A 17,381-nucleotide genomic window follows, 5' to 3' on the forward strand; every position below is an offset into this window, starting at 1 on the left:
CCCGGCCCAGGCCCAGCTGGCTCAGAAGCTGCTGGACGGCGGTTTCTCCACCGTGCTCATCCGCAAGATGCTGGACGCCATGCCCGCCGAAGTGGCCAGTGGCCAGGCCGATGAGCTGAGCTGGGCGACGCAGGTGCTGCAGCGCAACCTGCACACCGCTGACTCCGAGCCGGCCATCGAAGACCGCGGCGGCGTGTTCGCCCTGGTCGGTGCCACCGGCGTGGGCAAGACCACCTCGACCGCCAAGCTGGCCGCCATGTTCGCCGCCAAGCACGGCGCCTCGAACCTGGGCCTGATCACGCTGGACGCCTACCGGGTGGGTGCCCACGAACAGCTGCGCGCCTATGGCCGCATCCTGGGCGTGCCCGTGCACATGGCCCACGACCGCGCCGCGCTGGAAGACCTGCTCGACCTGCTGTCCAGCAAGAAGCTGATCCTGATCGACACCGCCGGCATGGCCCAGCGCGACAGCCGCGCCAAGGAACTGCTCGACATGCTGTCGCACCCCAGCATCAAGAAGCTGCTGGTGATCAACGCCGCCACGCAGGGCGACGCCATCGAGGACACGCTGGTGGCCTACCAGGCCTCGGCCTGCGCCGGCATCGTGCTGTCCAAGCTGGACGAGGCCGTGAAGCTCGGTCCGGCCCTGGATGCGTTAATCCGTCACAAACTGCGGGTGCTGGGCGTGGCCAACGGGCAGCGCGTGCCTGAAGATTGGCATCGTCTGTCGTCGCAGGCGCTGGTGCACCGGGCACTGCGCGCAAGCCTGAACCCGGCCTACCGCCTGGATCCGGCCGAAGTGAGCCTGGTGTTCTCGACGTCGCCGGCAGCCGAGCCCGTGGCCCCCCAGCGTTCCGTTTGATTTTCTGTTTCCCCGATCCTGCGACCCCCATGATGCGCAACGCACGCCAACCGGAACGCAGCCCTGAGCAGGGGCGACTGCACCAGGTCGACCAGGCCCAGGGCCTGCGTCGGATGTTTGCGTCGCGTGTGGTCCGTCTCGTGCCGGTGGTGGCCAACCCCACGGCCGGCTGCGGCGGCAAGGTGCTGGAGCGGCTGTGCAGCGCCTACACCGGCTTCGGCCTGCACACGCTGGTGGTGGACGCCAGCCCGCAGGCCCGCGAGCCCGGCGAGCTGGTGGCCTTCGATCTGGCCGAGGGCATCGAGCGCTTGTCGGATCTGGTGAGCTACATGCCCGCACGCGGTCTGCCGCTGCGCCATGTGGATGCCAAGGGCTCGTGCGCCACCCTGCTCGACGCGCTGGCAGAAGCCGCGCCGCAGGCCGACGTCATCCTCGTGCACGCCACGGCCAGCGAAACCGTGCGCTTGTTTGCCGAGCGGGCGCGCGGTCAGCACGTCGTGCCGCTGGTCTACAGTCGTGACCGCGCTGAAAGCCTGCGCGACGCCTACGCCGCCGTGAAGCTGCTGGGGCAGCGGGGCGGCTGGCCCACCTACGACCTGCTGGTGTGCGCCCCCGAGGCGTCGCCCCTGGCCGATGAAATCGCGCACCGCCTGTCGCAATGCGCCGATGCCTTTCTTGGCATGGCGCAGCGCAGCACGGTGCGCCTCGATGCCAACGAACCGGCCGAAGTCGAGCCCACCGGCCGTCTTCAGGAACTGGCGGCCACCCTGCTGCGCGGTGCCCTTCAGCACGCGCTCAGCGACGCCGCATTCGACCACCTGATGTCCCCCGGGGCTGCGCTGCCAACGTGCGCCACCCCCGCGATCAACTGAAAACACGGAGCCCGCATGTACACCGCCAAAGGACGACTCGACCTCGACTCGATGCTCCGTCAGTACAGCCCGCTCGTGCGTCGTCTGGCGCATCTGATGATTGCCAAGCTGCCGGCCAACGTCGAGATCGACGACCTGATCCAGGTGGGGATGATCGGCCTGACCGACGCCCTCAACCGCTTCGATGCCGGGCAGGGCGTGCAGTTCGAGACCTTCGCCACGCAACGCATCCGCGGCGCCATGCTCGATGAATTGCGCGGCGCCGACTGGCTCAGTCGCGGCACCCGCAAGCAACAACGCGACATCGAATCGGCCGTTCACAGGCTGGAGCAGCGCCTGGGCCGCGCGCCGCAGGAAAGCGAGATCGCCAAGGAAATGGGCATGGACCTGGGGGATTACCAGGAGATGCTCGGCAAGGTGCGTGGCACGCAGCTCATCTACCTCGAGGACATGAGCGGCGAGGACGGCGACAACGACTACCTGGACCGCCACGTGGCCGACGAGGGCAACGACCCTCTGAGCCTGCTGCAGGATCACCGGATGCGCCACGCCCTGGTCGAGGCCATCAAGCTCCTGCCCGAGCGCGAGCAGTACGTCATGAGCATGTACTACGAGCAGGACATGAACCTCAAGGAAATCGCCGCGGTGCTGGGCGTGACCGAATCACGGGTTTGCCAACTGCACAGTCAGTCGATCGCTCGGTTGAGGGTCAAATTGCGCGAGTGGTAAGGCGTCTTTTATCCCCTCCCGCCTGCCTTCCTTCCAAGGTGCCCCATGCTGATGTCCTTCCGTCGCAAGCCCGTTGCCTCCGTCGAGCCTGCGTCTGTCGAGCCGACTCAAGGGCCGGGCAGTGAGGTTCATGCCCTTGCCCAGACGCTGCAGCAAGACACCAGCGGCCTCGGTCGCGAAGCCGCCGAGTTGCGCGGCACACTCGAAGACACGGCCGCTGTTGCGCGCCGTCAGTCCGAAACCCTGACACACCTGCTGCGGCAGTTGCAGGACATCGTCCGCTCGCAGGACCAGATCAGCGTCGAGACGCACGGCAGCCAGGGCGCGATGCAGCAGGCACGCGAGAGCGTGGCCCACGTCGGTCGCGAGGTGGCCGGTGTGGTCGACACCCTGCATCAGGTTTCCGATGCGGCCCGGCAGATCACCCAGGTGGCCCTGCAGACCCGACTGGTGGCCTTCAATGCCTCCGTCGAGGCCAAGCGCGCGGGCGAGGCCGGGGCCGGCTTCTCGGTCGTGGCCGATGCCGTCAAGGACCTCTCCACGCAGGTCGAATCCATCTCGAAGGCCATCATGAGCACGGTGTCGCAACTGGATCAGCGCATCCAGTCGCTGGCCAGCGACCTGAGTGACTCGGCCGCAGCCGATGCCCGCACCAGCGATGGCCGCGTGCGCTTCCACCACGCGCTGCAGGCCGTGGAGCAGGGCGTGCAACGCATCAACGGTGCGGCTGACGCCAGCCGCAGCCTCTCGAGCGGCATCACCGAGCAGGTGGGCGTGATGGAAGGCGAGGTCCGCCAGACACGCGATGTGCTCGACGTGGCCCTGCGCCGCAGCGAGAGCGTGCTGGGTGTGTCCGAGCGCCTGATGGACCACCTCGCCTCATGTGGCGTGCGCACCGCCGACTCGCCCTACATCGACCTGGCGCAGCAGACCGCAGCCCGCATCAGTCAGGCACTGGAAGCGGCCGTGGCCGCCGGAAGGGTGACCGTGGCCGACCTGTTCGACGAGGCCTACAAGCCGGTGGCCGGCAGCGCTCCGGCGCAGCACCTCACGCGCTTCAACCGGCTGACTGACGAACTGTTCCCCGAGGTGCAGGAGCCCGTCCTGAACGCGCTGCCCGGTGTGGTGTTCTGCATTGCGGCCGATCGGAACGGCTACATCTCGACCCACAACCGGGCGTACTGCCATCCGCAGCGCGCGGGCGATGTCGTTTGGAACACCGCGCACAGCCGCTGGCGTCGCATCTTCAACGACCGCACGGGCCTCGCTTCCGCGCGCAACCAGCGCCCCTTCCTGCTGCAGACCTACCGTCGCGACATGGGCGGCGGTCAGTTCGTCCTGCTGAAAGAGGCCGCCGCACCCATCGTGGTGCAGGGGCGGCACTGGGGCGGCCTGCGTCTCGCCTACCGGTTCTGACCCGCCGCGCCACACAGGGCGTGAACAATTGAACGGCGTCGTGCAAAAGTGTCTCAAAATGTTGCACGACGCCTCAAGTCCGAGCAGCGCTGTCCGAAATCCATGAGTCCACCTTCCCTTTCGGAGGGGGCCTCATCATGTCTTCACGCCTGTCTGCTTCTGTTTCCTCGCTGCCTGCATCTCCCTGGTACCGCGGCTCTGACGCCGTCGTGCTGACGGCCATCGGCGTCACCTGGCTCGGGGCGCTGGCCTACACCGTGCCCTACGGAGGGCTGGCACTGACCTTCACGGTCGGCCTGTTCATCCTCCTTGCCGGCCTGGGGGTGTCCCGGGCCTCCAATGGCCAGGCGCTCAGCCAGTGCGCTTTGCCGGTACTCGGCATGGCCATGGTGGCGCTGCTCATCCACACGTCACGCGGCCACAACGAGGCGCACTTCGCCGTCTTCGCGTTCATGGCCGTGCTCGTGGTGTACCGCCGGTCCTTGCCCGTCCTGCTGGGGGCTGGCGCCATCGCCGTCCACCACCTGAGCTTCAACCAGTTCCAGGCCTGGGGCTGGGGCCCGATGTGCTTCACCGAGCCGAGCTTCATGCGCGTCGTCGAGCACGCGCTGTATGTGGTGGCCGAGTCGGCCATCCTGCTGTTTCTGGCAGCGCGGGCACGGGCCGACTTCCGCGTGGCCGAGCAACTGATGAACGTCGCCGAGCGCATCCAGAGTGAAGATGGAACCGTCGACCTCTCGGTGGCCCACGAAACGCCTGCCAGCCCGGTCACGGCCAAGATGTTCGCTGCCTTGCGTCACATCGAAGAGGCGGTGAGCGAAGTGCGTGTGGCCGCCCAGGCCATTCAGCAGGCCACCGGCGAGATCGCGGCCGGGAACCAGGCCTTGAGCGCCCGCACCGAACAGGCCGCGGCCAGCATCGCCGAGACCGCCTCGTCCGTCGAGCAGATCGCCGCCACCATCAAGCAGACCACCGACCACGCGCACGAGGCCAACACCCTGGCCGGCAGCGCCTCGCGCGTGGCGGGGCAAGGTGGCGATGCCGTGCACCAGGTGGTCGACACCATGTCCGGCATCCAGCAGGCCAGCCGCAAGATCACCGACATCATTGGTGTCATCGATGGCATCGCCTTCCAGACCAACATCCTTGCGCTGAACGCCGCGGTGGAGGCCGCCCGCGCGGGTGAGCAGGGGCGCGGCTTTGCGGTCGTGGCCGGTGAGGTGCGCACCCTGGCGCAGCGCAGCGCTGAGGCCGCCCGCGAGATCAAGCAACTCATCACCAGCAGCGTCGAGCAGGTGGACACGGGCACGGCCCTGGTCGGCAACACCGGCACCATCATCGGTGACGTGGTGGAGCAGGTGCGCCGCGTGACCGTGCTGGTTGGCGAGATCACAGCATCCAGCTCGGAGCAGAACAGCGGCATCGGTCTGCTCAACAGCTCCATCAACCGGCTCGACGAAGCCACGCAGCACAACGCCGCGCTGGTGGAGGAAACGGCTGCCGCGGCAGCCAGCCTGCGCCAACAGGCCGATGCACTGGTGGCCTCGGTCTCCGTGTTCCGCACCGTGCGTTGAGCTTCAGCGCCGCATGTGAAAAGGCCCGCATCAAGCGGGCCTTCTACATGGTGCAGCGCAGTCAGGCGTTCAGCCGATGCGCCCCAGCAGCAGGTACTCCATCAGCGCCTTCTGCACGTGCATGCGGTTCTCGGCCTCGTCCCACACGACCGACTGGGGCCCGTCGATCACGTCGGCCTCGACCTCTTCACCACGGTGCGCCGGCAGGCAGTGCATGAACAGCGCGTCAGGCTTGGCCACGGCCATCATCTCGGCATCGACGCACCAGTCGGCAAACGCCTTCTTGCGCGCCTCGTTCTCGGCCTCATAGCCCATCGAGGTCCACACGTCGGTGGTCACCAGGTCGGCGCCACGGCAGGCGTCCATCGGGTCCTTGAAGACCTTGTAGCAGTCCGGATTCGAGACACCCGCCACGGCCGGATCCACCTCGTAGCCATTGGGTGTGCTCACGTGCACCGTGAAGCCCAGCAGCTCGGCTGCCTGCAGCCAGGTGTTGGCCATGTTGTTGCCATCGCCCACCCAGGCCACCACCTTGCCCTGGATCGAGCCGCGGTGCTCGATGTAGGTGAAGATGTCGGCCAGGATCTGGCAGGGGTGGTATTCATTCGTCAGGCCGTTGATCACCGGTACGCGCGAATTGGCCGCAAACTTCGTCAGCTTGGCCTGCTCATAGGTGCGGATCATCACGATGTCGACCATGCGAGAGATCACCTTGGCGCTGTCCTCGATCGGCTCGCTGCGGCCCAGCTGGCTGTCGCCCGTGGTCAGGTGCACCACCGAGCCGCCCATCTGGTACATGCCGGCTTCGAAGCTCACGCGGGTGCGCGTGCTGGCCTTCTCGAAGATCATCGCCAGTGTGCGGTCGGCCAACGGCTGGTACTTCTCGTAGTTCTTGAAGCGCTTCTTGATGATGGCGGCGCGCTCGAACAGGTAGGCGTACTCGGGCGCGCGCAGGTCCTTGAACTGCAGGTAATGCTTGATGAGGCTGTGTCCAGGCTTCATGGTGGGGACGCGGGGCGTGTTCACGCTTGGGTTTCCGACAGGAAGGTGCGGACGATGGGGGCCAGGATGGCCACGCACTCGTCGGCCTCGGCGGTGGTGAAGATCAGCGGCGGCAGCAGGCGCACCACGGTGTCGGCCGTCACGCTCAGCAGCAGGCCGGCTTCCAGCGCGCGGCTCAGGATGACGCCGCAGGGGCGGTCCAACTCGATGCCGATCATCAGGCCCTGGCCGCGGATGTCCTTCACGCCCGGCAGGTCGCCGAGTTCGCGCTTCAGGGCGGCCATCAGGTGGGCACCGACGGTGGCGGCGTTGGCCATCAGCCCTTCGGCCTCCATCGTCTTGAGCGTTTCGACCCCGGCGCGCATGGCCAGCGGGTTGCCGCCGAAGGTGGTGCCGTGGTTGCCCGGCTTCAGCACATGGGCCGCCTTCGGGCCGCACACGACGGCGCCGATGGGCACGCCCGAGCCCAGGCCCTTGGCCAGCGGCATCACGTCAGGCTGGATGCCAGACCACTGGTGCGCGAACCACTTGCCGGTGCGGCCGATGCCACACTGCACTTCGTCCAGCATCAGCAGCCAGCCCTGCTTGTCGCACAGGGCGCGCACGGCCTGCAGGTACTCGGTGCGGGCGGGGTTGATGCCACCTTCGCCCTGGATCACTTCCAGGAACACGGCCGTCACGTTCGGGCGGGTGCGGGCCACTTCTTCGAGCGCGGCGATGTCGTTGAGCGGCACGCGCACAAAACCTTCGACCAGCGGCTCGAAGCCGGCATGCACCTTGGGGTTGCCGGTGGCCGACAGCGTGGCGATCGAGCGACCATGGAAAGCCTTCTCGTACACCACCACTTCAGCGCGGTCGATGCCCTTGTCGTGGCCGTACTTGCGCGCAATCTTCAGGGCGGCCTCGTTGGCTTCCAGGCCCGAATTGCAGAAGAACACGTTGGTCAGGCCCGAGCGCTCGACCAGCATGCTGGCCAGCTCTTCCTGCAGCGGCACCTGGTAGTAGTTGCAGCAGTGGATCATCTTCTCGACCTGATCCTGCAACGCGGCCACCAGGCGCGGATGCTTGTGGCCCAGCGTGTTCACGGCGATACCCGAGAGCGCGTCCAGATAACGTCGGCCCTCGGTGTCCCAGACGCGGGCGCCTTCGCCGTGCGACAGGGCAACCGGCAGCCGGCCATAGGTGGGCATCACGTGGGGCATCGACACAGGGGCGTTCATGGATGGGTCTCGAAGCGGGGTCAAAAGAAAAATGGCGCAGCAGGCACTGCGCCATCGCACCATTCTAAGGAAAAGCCCGCGGTCACCCAAGCTGGTTGCGCAGTGATCCTGTCAGCAGCCTGTCACGGCCCGGCATGCTGTGCAGCTTCTGGTTTACCGGGTTGCGCCAAAGGGGCAGGTGGGCGACAATGTCGTCTGTCGAGTCTTATACAAGACTTGATTCAGCCGGGGCCGGAGGGTGATCCTTCCAGCGTCCGGTCAAGGCTACGCCAAGGGACACCTTCCGAGTCGGGCCTTGTTTCCTGTGGAGGCCAGACACGATCTGCCGCCACGCCTGTCAATCTACCCATTGCACAGCCCTCGGAAGCGCCACCGTGTCGTCGCCCTCGAAGCCCACAGCCACCCAGAAACCGCGTGAAATCTTCATTCAGGGCGTGACCAGCGACGGGCGGACCTTCCGGCCAAGCGACTGGGCCGAGCGACTGGCCGGTGCCATGTCATGCTTCCGGCCCGGCGCGCGCAACATGGGCCCTGGCGCCCACATCGGCTACTCCCCCTACTGCGTGCCCACCTCAATGGGCAAGGTCAAGTGCGTGGTCGTCAACGAGGCGCTGCGCGAACTCGAGCCCATGGCCTGGGACTTCGTCATGAACTTTGCCCGCGACAACGATCTGCAGGTCGTCGAGGCGTGTCTGCTGCCTGACGCACCGCGCGCCTGAGGCGCGTTCGCCGAGGGGAGGGCGAAGCGCGCTCCCCTTGATGCAGATCCGGACGCAAAAAAGCCCGCACGCAGCGGGCTTTTTCATGGGGTCGGAAAGACTCAGGCGGCCAGCGCCTTGATCTTGGCCGACAGGCGGCTCTTGTGGCGAGCGGCCTTGTTCTTGTGGAAGATGCCCTTGTCGGCGATCGAGTCGATCACGCTCTGAGCGATCTTGAAGGCGTCGGAGGCCTTGGCCTTGTCGCCGGCCTGAACGGCCTTCAGCACGCCCTTGATGGCGGTACGGAACTTCGAACGCAGGGCCGAGTTGGCGGCGTTCAGCTTGACGTCCTGACGGACGCGCTTGCGGCCCGAGGCGATGCGGACGGTCTTCTTGGCTTTGGATGCAGATGCCATGATCTTGTGGCCCTGTAGATGCTCGGATCAACAGGCATGGCCTGCACCGCTTCGCACCCCACAAAGGCGAGTTGGTTGGAAAGCCGGCGAGTATAACGCGAGCTGGCACCCTCGGACAAGGGGGCGAGGCCGGGCGGGGGAGGGCGCTTCCTATAATCGGTCGATGAGCCTGCTGAAGTCCGCCTCCATTGTCTCGGTGATGACGCTCGCGTCGCGCATCACCGGCCTGATCCGCGAACTGCTGATCGCCGCGGCCTTCGGGGCCAGCGCCACCACCGACGCCTTCAACGTCGCCTTCCGCATCCCCAACCTGCTGCGCCGGCTGTTTGCCGAAGGGGCGTTCTCGCAGGCCTTCGTGCCCATCCTGGCCGAAAGCCGCACGCGCCAGGGCGACGAGGCCACCCGCGAGCTCGTCAACGCCGTCGGCACGGTGCTGTTCGGTGCGCTGCTGGTGGTCTGCGTGGTGGGGTCGGTCGGCGCGCCGGTGCTGGTGTGGCTGATGGCCTCGGGCCTGCAGGACAGCGGGGGGTTCGACCAGGCCGTGGTGATGACGCGCTGGATGTTTCCGTACATCGGCTTCATGTCGCTGGTGGCCCTGAGCGCCGGCATCCTCAACACCTGGAGCCGCTTTGCCGTGCCGGCCGTCACCCCGGTGCTGCTCAACCTGAGCATGATCGGCGCGGCCGCACTGCTGGCGCCGTTCTTCCGCACCCGTGGCATCGAGCCCGTGTACGCACTGGCGGTGGGCGTGATGGTGGGCGGCCTGTTGCAGCTGGGCGTGCAGGTGCCCGCGCTGATGAAGATCGGCATGGCGCCCCGCATCGGTCTGACCTGGTCGCGCTTCCAGGCGGCCTGGCATCACCCCGGCGTGGGCCGCATCCTGCGGCAGATGGCGCCGGCCGTGCTGGGTGTCTCGGTGGCGCAGGTGTCGCTGCTGGTGAACACGCAGATCGCGTCGCACCTGGGCGCGGGGGCCGTGTCCTGGCTCACTTACGCCGACCGCCTGATGGAGTTCCCCACCGCGATGCTCGGCGTGGCGCTCGGCGTGGTGTTGCTGCCGCAGTTGTCGCGCGCGCAGGCCAGTGGCGATACAGACAAGTTCTCGGGCCTGCTCGACTGGGGCTTGCGCCTGGTGCTGCTGCTGGCCCTGCCCAGTGCGGTGGCCCTGCTGGTGTTCTCCAAACCGCTGGTGGCCGTGCTGTACCACTATGGCCGCTTCAGCCCGACCGACGTGCAGCAGACCGTGCTGGCGCTGTCGTGCTACGGCGTCGGGCTGATGGGCCTGATCGGCGTAAAGGTGCTGGCGCCCGGCTTCTATGCCACGCAGGACATCCGCACGCCGGTGCGCATCGGCATCACGGTGCTGGTGATCACCCAGGGCTTCAACGCTGTGTTCGTGCCCTGGCTGGGCCATGCGGGGCTGGCGCTGTCCATCGGCCTGGGCTCGCTGGTCAATGCGGGCTGGCTGCTGATCGGGCTGCGCAAGGCCGGGCGTTATCAGCCTGCGCCGGGCTGGGCGCTGTTTGCACTGCGCGTGGCGGGGGCCACGGCCCTGCTCGGCATCGGTCTGTGGCTGGCGTCCACTCATCTGGACTGGGTGGCGCTGCGCAGCCAGCCGCTGGTGCGCATCGGCGCGATGGCCGGCTGCCTGGTGGCCGCCGCCGTGGTCTATTTCGGGGCGCTGGCTGCTTCTGGCCTGAACCTGCGGCAGGCCATCCGGCGCTGAGCCGGCCACCTCACATCAACGAACGCACCAGCTCCATCGCCTCTTCCACGCGCTCGACCGCGTGGATGGTCAGCCCCTCGATGGGCTTCTTTGGCGCATTGGCCTTGGGCACCACCGCGATCGAAAAGCCCAGCTTGGCGGCTTCCTTCAGTCGATCCTGTCCGCGCGGGGCCGGGCGCACCTCGCCGGCCAGGCCCACTTCGCCAAAGGCAATGAAGCCCTTGGGCAGCGCGCGGGCGCGCAGGCTGCTCTGAATTGCCAGCAGCACCGCCAGGTCGGCCGCCGGCTCGCTGATCCGCACGCCCCCCACCGCGTTCACGAACACGTCCTGATCGAAGCACGCCATGCCCGCATGGCGGTGCAGCACCGCCAGCAGCATGGCCAGGCGGTCGCGCTCCAGGCCCACGCTCAGGCGGCGGGGGCTGGGGCCGCCACTGTCGACCAGCGCCTGGATCTCGACCAGCATGGGCCGCGTGCCTTCCAGCGTCACCAGCACGCACGAGCCGGGCACCGGCTCGCTGTGCGTGGACAGGAAGATCGCGCTCGGGTTAGTCACGCCCTTCAGGCCCTTGTCCGTCATCGCGAACACGCCGATCTCGTTGACGGCGCCGAAGCGGTTCTTGATGGCGCGGATCAGGCGGAAGCTGCTGTGCGTGTCGCCCTCAAAGTACAGCACCGTGTCGACGATGTGCTCCAGCACGCGGGGCCCGGCCAGGGCGCCTTCCTTGGTCACGTGGCCCACCAGCACCATGGTGCAGCCGCTGCCCTTGGCCACACGCGTGAGGTGGGCTGCGCATTCGCGCACCTGGGCCACCGAGCCTGGCGCCGAGGACAGCTGATCGGAAAACAGCGTCTGGATCGAGTCAATGACGCAGAAGGCCGGCTTTTCGGCCTCCAGCGTGGCCACGATGTTCTCCAGCTGGATCTCGGCCTGCACGCGCACCTGCGAGCCGTCCAACCCCAGGCGGCGCGCGCGCAGGGCGACCTGGGCGCCGCTTTCTTCACCCGTCACATACAACACCGGCATCTGGCGTGACAGCGCCTCGAGCGCCTGCAGCAGCAGGGTCGATTTGCCAATGCCGGGGTCCCCGCCGATCAGTACCACGCCGCCTGCCACGATGCCGCCGCCCAGCACGCGGTCCAGCTCTTCCAGCCCGGTGGGCGTGCGGGCCACGTCGGCGGCTTCGATGTCGGACAGGGTCGTGACCGGTTGCGCGGCATTCAGTCCGCGGGCCAGGGCCTGCATCCGGTTCTTGCCGACGGCCGGCTCGGCGCGGGTTTCTTCCAGCGTGTTCCAGGCGCCGCAGTGCGGGCACTTGCCCAGCCACTTCGGGCTCGTGCCGCCACATTCGCTGCACGTGTAGATCGTCTTGTCCTTGGCCATGCGGCGATTGTCGGCGATGGCGAGGCAAGGGTCGGGCGGCGGGGCACCATCCCCCCGTCCGGAGGAACCCACCCAGGGGGATGCCGACTGATCAGGCCGAAGGTGGCGCAGTCAAGGTCACGTCGTCGGGCGTGGGTGCGTCGGCGCCGCCTTTCTGAATGGCCTTGAAGCGGCGTTCCAGTTCCTGGCGCAGCTGGCGGCGCAGCTTGGCGGCTTCGTAGCGGCGGCGCTCATCGGGCGTGGCCGGCGTCAGCGGAGGCACCGCCGTCGGGCGGGCCTGGTCGTCCACGGCCACCATCGTGAAGAAGCAGCTGTTGGCGTGGCGCACGACCTGGGTGCGGATGTTCTCGGCGATCACCTTGACGCCGATCTCCATCGACGACGTGCCCGTGAAGTTGACCGAGGCCAGGAAGGTCACCAGCTCACCGACGTGGATGGGTTGCCGGAAGGTGACCTGGTCCACAGACAGCGTCACGACATAGCAGCCGGCATAGCGGCTCGCGCAGGCGTAGGCCACCTGATCGAGCAGCTTGAGGATGGCGCCGCCGTGGACATTGCCGGAAAAGTTCGCCATGTCCGGCGTCATCAGCACGGTCATGCGGAGCTGGTGTTTCTGGTCGTCGGTTTGCATTGGAGGGGCTGTGACGGTGGGGAGGAGAGGCGGGGGAGCGCAGAAGGGACGCTGAGTCAGGCGGCGTGGGGCTCCAGCACGGTGACCGGCACACGTTGCGCCAGTGCGCACATCAACTCATACGAGATCGTGCCGCAGGCGTGGGCCACTTCGTCGACGTCCAGCCGCGTGGCATGCCCCTCGCAGTGCGGCCCCTGACCCCACAGCGTCACTTCGCTGCCGATCTGCGCCTCGGGCACGGGGCCCAGATCCACGATCAGCATGTCCATCGACACGCGCCCGACCAGTCGGGTGCGTCGCCCGCAGACCAGCACGGGCGTGCCATCGGGTGCATGGCGCGGGTAGCCATCGGCATAGCCACAGGCCACCACACCGATGCGCATGGCCTGGCTGGCGGTGAAGCGGCTACCGTAGCCCACCGTTTCACCGGCCTGCAGGTGCTGCACACCAATCAACTGCGAGCGCAGCGTCATCGCGGGGCGCAGGTCCCAGTGGGCCGCATCGTGTTCGGGGTAGTCAGGCACGCCGCCGTAGAGCATCACGCCCGGCCGCACCCAGTCGCCGCGCACCGTGGGGTCGGTGGCATGGCGCAACACGGCTGCGCTGTTGCACAGGCTGCGCTCGCCGCTCAGGTCGGCGGTGTGGGCCTGGAAGACCTCCACCTGGTGTGCGATGCCGCGCGGCGCATCGGCATCCGAAAAGTGCGTGATCAGCGACACCTCGTCAACCTGCGGCAGCGCGCTGAGCCGCGCCCAGGCGTTACGAAACGCATGCGGCCGAAAGCCCAGCCGGTTCATGCCCGTGTTCATCTTGAGGAACACCCGGTGCGGCCACTCCGTCTTGTGCTGCGCCAGCCAGTCGATCTGCTGTTCGCAGTGCACCACGTGCCACAGGCCCAGTCGCGAGCACATCTCCAGGTCGCGGGGCTCGAACACACCTTCCAGCAGGAGGATGGGCCCCCGCCAGTCCAGCTCGCGCAGGCGCCGTGCTTCGTCGATGTCCAGCAGGGCGAAGCCGTCGGTGGCGCGCAGGCCTTCGAAGACCCGCGTCAGGCCATGTCCGTATCCGTTGGCCTTGACCACCGACCAGACCTGTGCGTCGGGGGCGCACGCTCGGGCGCGGCCGAGGTTGTGCTGCAGTGCGTCAAGGTGGATCAGGGCTTCAATCGGGCGCGGCATGAAGCCATTCTGCCAGCGCCCGCAGCCCGCCTCGGGTCAACCCGCATGGGCAGGCGGTTCAACCGCACACCACCGTCACGCCGGGCCTGGTGACCGCATGCTATAACCGGCGGTTTGCTGACCGTGACGCCCGAGGGGCGGACTCGCGTGGCTGAATTCCCGTCTGACCTGAACCGTTGCACCTGACGCTCGCGCATGAAAAAAGGCTTTTTCACGATCATGGCGGCGCAGTTTTTCAGCTCGCTGGCCGACAACGCATTGTTCGTCGCCGCCGTCGAGCTGCTCAAGTCCGGCGGGGCGCCCGAGTGGCAGCGCGCTGCCCTCGTGCCCATGTTCGCGCTGTTCTACGTGGTGCTTGCGCCGTTCGTGGGCGCGTTTGCCGACGCCTGGCCCAAGGGCAAGGTCATGTTCCTCTCCAACAGCATCAAGGTGGTCGGCTGCCTGATGATGTTGTTCGGCAGTCACCCGCTGATCGCCTATGCCGTCGTGGGCCTCGGTGCGGCTGCCTACTCGCCTGCCAAGTACGGCATCCTGACCGAGTTGTTGCCGCCTTCCCAGCTGGTGAAGGCCAACGGCTGGATCGAAGGGCTGACGATTGCCTCCATCATCCTGGGGGTGGTGCTGGGTGGGCAACTGATGGGGCCGCTGATCGCACCGCACCTGCTGGGCCTGGACTTCCCGATGCTCGACACCGGCGTCGGCACGCCACCCGAGGCGGCCATTGCCACCCTGGTGCTGCTGTACGTGGTGGCCGCCGGATTCAACCTCCGGATCCCGCGCACCAGCACGGCGCTGCAGCCCTTCGAGAGCAACCCGATCGAGCTGGTGCGTGATTTCGCCGACTGCAATCGCCGCCTGTGGCGCGACAAGCTCGGCCAGATCTCGCTGGCCACCACCACGCTGTTCTGGGGCGTGTCGGGCAACCTGCGCTACATCGTGCTCGCCTGGGCGGCCGTCGCGCTGGGCTACGACACCACCAAGGCCTCGTCCCTGGTCGGCGTGGTGGCCATCGGCACGGCCGTGGGCGCCGTTGTGGCCTCCGTCAAGATGAAGCTCGACCGCGCCACGGCCGTCATCCCGCTGGGCGTGGCCATGGGCGTGCTCGTGCTCGGCATGAACTTCCTGCGCGACGTCGGCGTCGCCGTGCCCTTCCTGATCATTCTGGGTGGATTGGGTGGCTTCCTGGTGGTGCCCATGAACGCGCTGCTTCAGCACCGTGGTCACAACCTGATGGGCGCGGGGCGTTCGATCGCCGTGCAGAACTTCAACGAACAGGCCTGCATTCTGCTGCTGGGCCTGGGCTACAGCGCCCTGACCAACTCCGGGCTGTCTGCCTACGGTGCCATCACCGCCTTCGGGCTGGTGGTGGCAAGCGCCATGTTCCTGATCGGCCGCTGGCACCGGCACAACACGGTGCACCACCAGGCCGAGGTCGATCACCTGCTCGCCATCGCGCGCAGTGACGCCCACCATCACTGAAACGGCGTGGCCGCGCGCCACAAGTCTTTACATCTCCCTGTCATCCCGCAGCCGCTGCGTGTCGTTGTAGACACATGCGCCTGCTGCGGCCACCCGACCTTCGGGCGGCTGGCGGACGCCGAGGAGATGAACATGCTGAACACTCGCCCTCTTGCCCATCTGGCCCGCGCCCTGGGCGCCGCCGTGCTCGCGCTGGGTGCCGCGGCCTCTGCCCATGCGGGAGGTGGCGTCTACTGGTCGGTCAATGTGGACACGCCGATGCACGGCGCCGGCCGGGTCGGCACCACGTTCTCGAACAGCCCATACGGGGTGGTGGGCGGCATGCCGCACGTCGTCATGCCGGCGCCCGTCGTCGTGCACCAGCCGCGCGTGGTTTACGCGCCGCCGCCGGCCGTGGTGTATGCCCCGCCGGCGTACTACGGGCATCCCGGCCACGTTCATGGCGCTCGCTGGTGGGGGCATCACCACCGCCACCACGGACATCACCACCATGGTGGCCACGGGGGCTGGCGGGGCCATGATGAGCGCCGCGGCCACCACGGGCATTGAGTTGCCCGGCCCGCGCCGACCCGCGGGCTGACAGGCTCAGCGGCGTCGGCTGCCGCCGCCGAGCAGCGACCCCAGCACGCCGCGGATGATCTCGCGGCCCACGGTCGATCCAATGGTGCGCGCCGCCGACTTGGCCACCGTTTCGAGGATCGAATCCTTGCGCCCACTGCCTTTCAGCAGGCCGCCGGCCACGTCGCCGAGCCAGCCGCCGGCACTGCCCGCCGCGTCCGTCGCTGCGCCCCGTGCCGCTTCGCTTGCCCCGCCACGCAGGGCGTCGGCGGCCTCCTCTTGCATCGAGCGAGGGGCGCCCCGTGCGGGTGATGCTTCCGGCACCTGGGCCGCGCGGCCCTTGATCTTCTCGTAGGCCGACTCGCGGTCCACGGCCTTTTCGTACACGCCGGCCACCAGCGACCCGGCCAGCAGCGCCTGGCGTTGCTCGGCGGTGATCGGCCCGATCTGGCTGCCCGGAGGCTGCACGAACACGCGCTGGGTCACGCTGGGGCGGCCCTTCTCGTCCAACAGGCTGATCAGCGCCTCGCCCACCGCCAGCTCGGTGATGGCGGTGGCGATGTCCAGCCCAGGGTTGGCGCGCATGGTCTCGGCGGCGGACTTCACGGCCTTCTGGTCGCGGGGCGTGAACGCACGCAGCGCGTGCTGCACCCGGTTGCCCAACTGACCGAGCACGGTGTCGGGCACGTCCAGCGGGTTCTGCGTCACGAAGTACACGCCCACGCCCTTCGAGCGCACCAGACGCACGACCAGCTCGATGCGCTCGATCAGCGCGCTTGGCGCGTCCTTGAACAGCAGGTGGGCCTCGTCGAAGAAGAACACCAGCTTGGGCTTGTCGAGGTCGCCCACCTCGGGCAGGGTCTCGAACAGCTCGGACAGCATCCACAGCAGGAAGGTGGCGTACAGCCGCGGGGCGTTCATCAGCTCGTCGGCGGCCAGGATGTTGACCACGCCCCGGCCATCCACGGTCTGCATGAAATCGCGGATGTCGAGCATGGGCTCGCCGAAGAAGCGGTCACCGCCTTGCTGCTCGATCTGCAGCAGGCCGCGCTGGATGGCGCCCACGCTGGCGGCGCTGATGTTGCCGTACTCGGTGGTGAACTGGCTCGCGTTGTCGCCCACGTGCTGCAGCATGGCGCGCAGGTCCTTCAGGTCGAGCAGCAGCAGGCCGTTGTCGTCGGCGATCTTGAAGACCAGCTGCAGCACGCCTTCCTGCGTGTCGTTCAAGTTCAGCATGCGGCCAAGCAGCAGCGGCCCCATGTCCGACACGGTGGCGCGCACGGGGTGGCCCTGCTCGCCGAACACGTCCCACAGCGTCGTGGGGCAGGCCTGCGATTCGGGGGTGTCCAGTCCCCGCTCGGTGAGGATGGCGGCCAGTTTGGGGCTCACGGTGCCGGCCTGCGAGATGCCGGTCAGGTCACCCTTGATGTCGGCCAGGAACACGGGCACGCCGATGGCCGAAAAGCGCTCGGCCAGAGCCTGCAGCGTGATCGTCTTGCCGGTGCCGGTCGCGCCGGTCACGAGGCCATGGCGGTTGGCCAGGGCAGGCAGCAGGTGGCAGGCGGTGTCGCCGTGGCGGGCGAGCAGGATCGGATCGGCCATGACGGAAGGCTCCCGGGAAACTGAAAAAAACGGA

The 17,381-nt window shown here is 67.8% G+C and carries 15 protein-coding genes and 1 pseudogene; 9 read left to right on the forward strand and 7 right to left on the reverse strand.

What is annotated here, in order from left to right:
- The 5 genes and pseudogenes from Q0Z44_RS12335 to Q0Z44_RS12355 form a co-directional block, all read left to right on the forward strand.
- A pseudogene (locus tag Q0Z44_RS12335) lies at positions 1 to 862 on the forward strand (flagellar biosynthesis protein FlhF); the annotation flags it as partial.
- A 29-nt stretch (positions 863 to 891) separates the two neighbouring features.
- Positions 892 to 1,734 carry a flagellar biosynthesis protein gene (locus tag Q0Z44_RS12340; protein WP_298013157.1) on the forward strand — a complete coding sequence of 281 codons (843 nt, stop codon included), beginning with the start codon at positions 892 to 894 and terminating at the stop codon, positions 1,732 to 1,734.
- A gap of 15 nt (positions 1,735 to 1,749) precedes the next feature.
- Positions 1,750 to 2,463, forward strand: a complete 714-nt coding sequence (locus tag Q0Z44_RS12345; protein ID WP_298013159.1) for an RNA polymerase sigma factor FliA — start codon at positions 1,750 to 1,752, stop codon at positions 2,461 to 2,463.
- A gap of 45 nt (positions 2,464 to 2,508) precedes the next feature.
- On the forward strand, positions 2,509 to 3,879 hold the full coding sequence (locus Q0Z44_RS12350; RefSeq protein WP_298013161.1) for a methyl-accepting chemotaxis protein: 1,371 nt from the start codon (positions 2,509 to 2,511) through the stop codon (positions 3,877 to 3,879).
- A 137-nt stretch (positions 3,880 to 4,016) separates the two neighbouring features.
- Positions 4,017 to 5,453: a methyl-accepting chemotaxis protein gene (locus Q0Z44_RS12355; protein WP_298013163.1), complete on the forward strand. Its 1,437-nt coding sequence runs from the start codon at positions 4,017 to 4,019 to the stop codon at positions 5,451 to 5,453.
- Between the two features lie 69 nt (positions 5,454 to 5,522).
- Here Q0Z44_RS12355 and argF read toward each other — a convergent pair whose 3' ends face one another.
- Both argF and Q0Z44_RS12365 read right to left on the reverse strand, forming a co-directional pair.
- On the reverse strand, positions 5,523 to 6,455 hold the full coding sequence (gene argF, locus Q0Z44_RS12360) for an ornithine carbamoyltransferase (RefSeq protein WP_298013165.1): 933 nt from the start codon (positions 6,453 to 6,455) through the stop codon (positions 5,523 to 5,525).
- A 20-nt stretch (positions 6,456 to 6,475) separates the two neighbouring features.
- On the reverse strand, positions 6,476 to 7,675 hold the full coding sequence (locus tag Q0Z44_RS12365; RefSeq protein ID WP_298013167.1) for an aspartate aminotransferase family protein: 1,200 nt from the start codon (positions 7,673 to 7,675) through the stop codon (positions 6,476 to 6,478).
- A gap of 374 nt (positions 7,676 to 8,049) precedes the next feature.
- Here Q0Z44_RS12365 and Q0Z44_RS12370 point away from each other — a divergent pair, with 374 nt between their 5' ends.
- Positions 8,050 to 8,394 (forward strand): DUF3579 domain-containing protein, encoded by a 345-nt coding sequence (locus tag Q0Z44_RS12370; protein ID WP_109035299.1) that lies wholly within the window; start codon positions 8,050 to 8,052, stop codon positions 8,392 to 8,394.
- Positions 8,395 to 8,495: 101 nt separating this feature from the next.
- On the opposite strand, the gene rpsT is transcribed toward Q0Z44_RS12370, so the two are convergent.
- Positions 8,496 to 8,789: a 30S ribosomal protein S20 gene (gene rpsT / locus Q0Z44_RS12375; protein ID WP_109035301.1), complete on the reverse strand. Its 294-nt coding sequence runs from the start codon at positions 8,787 to 8,789 to the stop codon at positions 8,496 to 8,498.
- Between the two features lie 163 nt (positions 8,790 to 8,952).
- Between rpsT and murJ the strand changes: the two genes are divergently transcribed.
- Positions 8,953 to 10,515, forward strand: coding sequence for a murein biosynthesis integral membrane protein MurJ (murJ, locus tag Q0Z44_RS12380; RefSeq protein ID WP_298013170.1), 1,563 nt, complete (start codon positions 8,953 to 8,955; stop codon positions 10,513 to 10,515).
- Between the two features lie 10 nt (positions 10,516 to 10,525).
- On the opposite strand, the gene radA is transcribed toward murJ, so the two are convergent.
- The 3 genes from radA to alr form a co-directional block, all read right to left on the reverse strand.
- On the reverse strand, positions 10,526 to 11,899 hold the full coding sequence (gene radA / locus Q0Z44_RS12385; RefSeq protein WP_298013172.1) for a DNA repair protein RadA: 1,374 nt from the start codon (positions 11,897 to 11,899) through the stop codon (positions 10,526 to 10,528).
- A 91-nt stretch (positions 11,900 to 11,990) separates the two neighbouring features.
- Positions 11,991 to 12,530 (reverse strand): acyl-CoA thioesterase, encoded by a 540-nt coding sequence (locus tag Q0Z44_RS12390; protein WP_298013174.1) that lies wholly within the window; start codon positions 12,528 to 12,530, stop codon positions 11,991 to 11,993.
- A 56-nt stretch (positions 12,531 to 12,586) separates the two neighbouring features.
- On the reverse strand, positions 12,587 to 13,708 hold the full coding sequence (gene alr / locus Q0Z44_RS12395) for an alanine racemase (RefSeq protein WP_298013176.1): 1,122 nt from the start codon (positions 13,706 to 13,708) through the stop codon (positions 12,587 to 12,589).
- Between the two features lie 195 nt (positions 13,709 to 13,903).
- On the opposite strand from alr, the gene lplT reads away from it, so the two are divergent.
- A complete protein-coding gene (gene lplT / locus Q0Z44_RS12400) occupies positions 13,904 to 15,187 on the forward strand; it encodes a lysophospholipid transporter LplT (protein WP_298013178.1) in 1,284 nt (427 codons plus the stop codon).
- A 132-nt stretch (positions 15,188 to 15,319) separates the two neighbouring features.
- A complete protein-coding gene (locus tag Q0Z44_RS12405; RefSeq protein ID WP_298013180.1) occupies positions 15,320 to 15,736 on the forward strand; it encodes a hypothetical protein in 417 nt (138 codons plus the stop codon).
- A 36-nt stretch (positions 15,737 to 15,772) separates the two neighbouring features.
- On the opposite strand, the gene Q0Z44_RS12410 is transcribed toward Q0Z44_RS12405, so the two are convergent.
- Entirely contained in the window at positions 15,773 to 17,347 is a 1,575-nt protein-coding gene (locus Q0Z44_RS12410) for a helicase HerA-like domain-containing protein (protein ID WP_298013182.1), read from the reverse strand.
- Positions 17,348 to 17,381 lie beyond the last annotated feature (34 nt).

The sequence above is a fragment of the uncultured Aquabacterium sp. genome (genome assembly GCF_947366995.1).
GTDB lineage: Bacteria > Pseudomonadota > Gammaproteobacteria > Burkholderiales > Burkholderiaceae_C > Aquabacterium.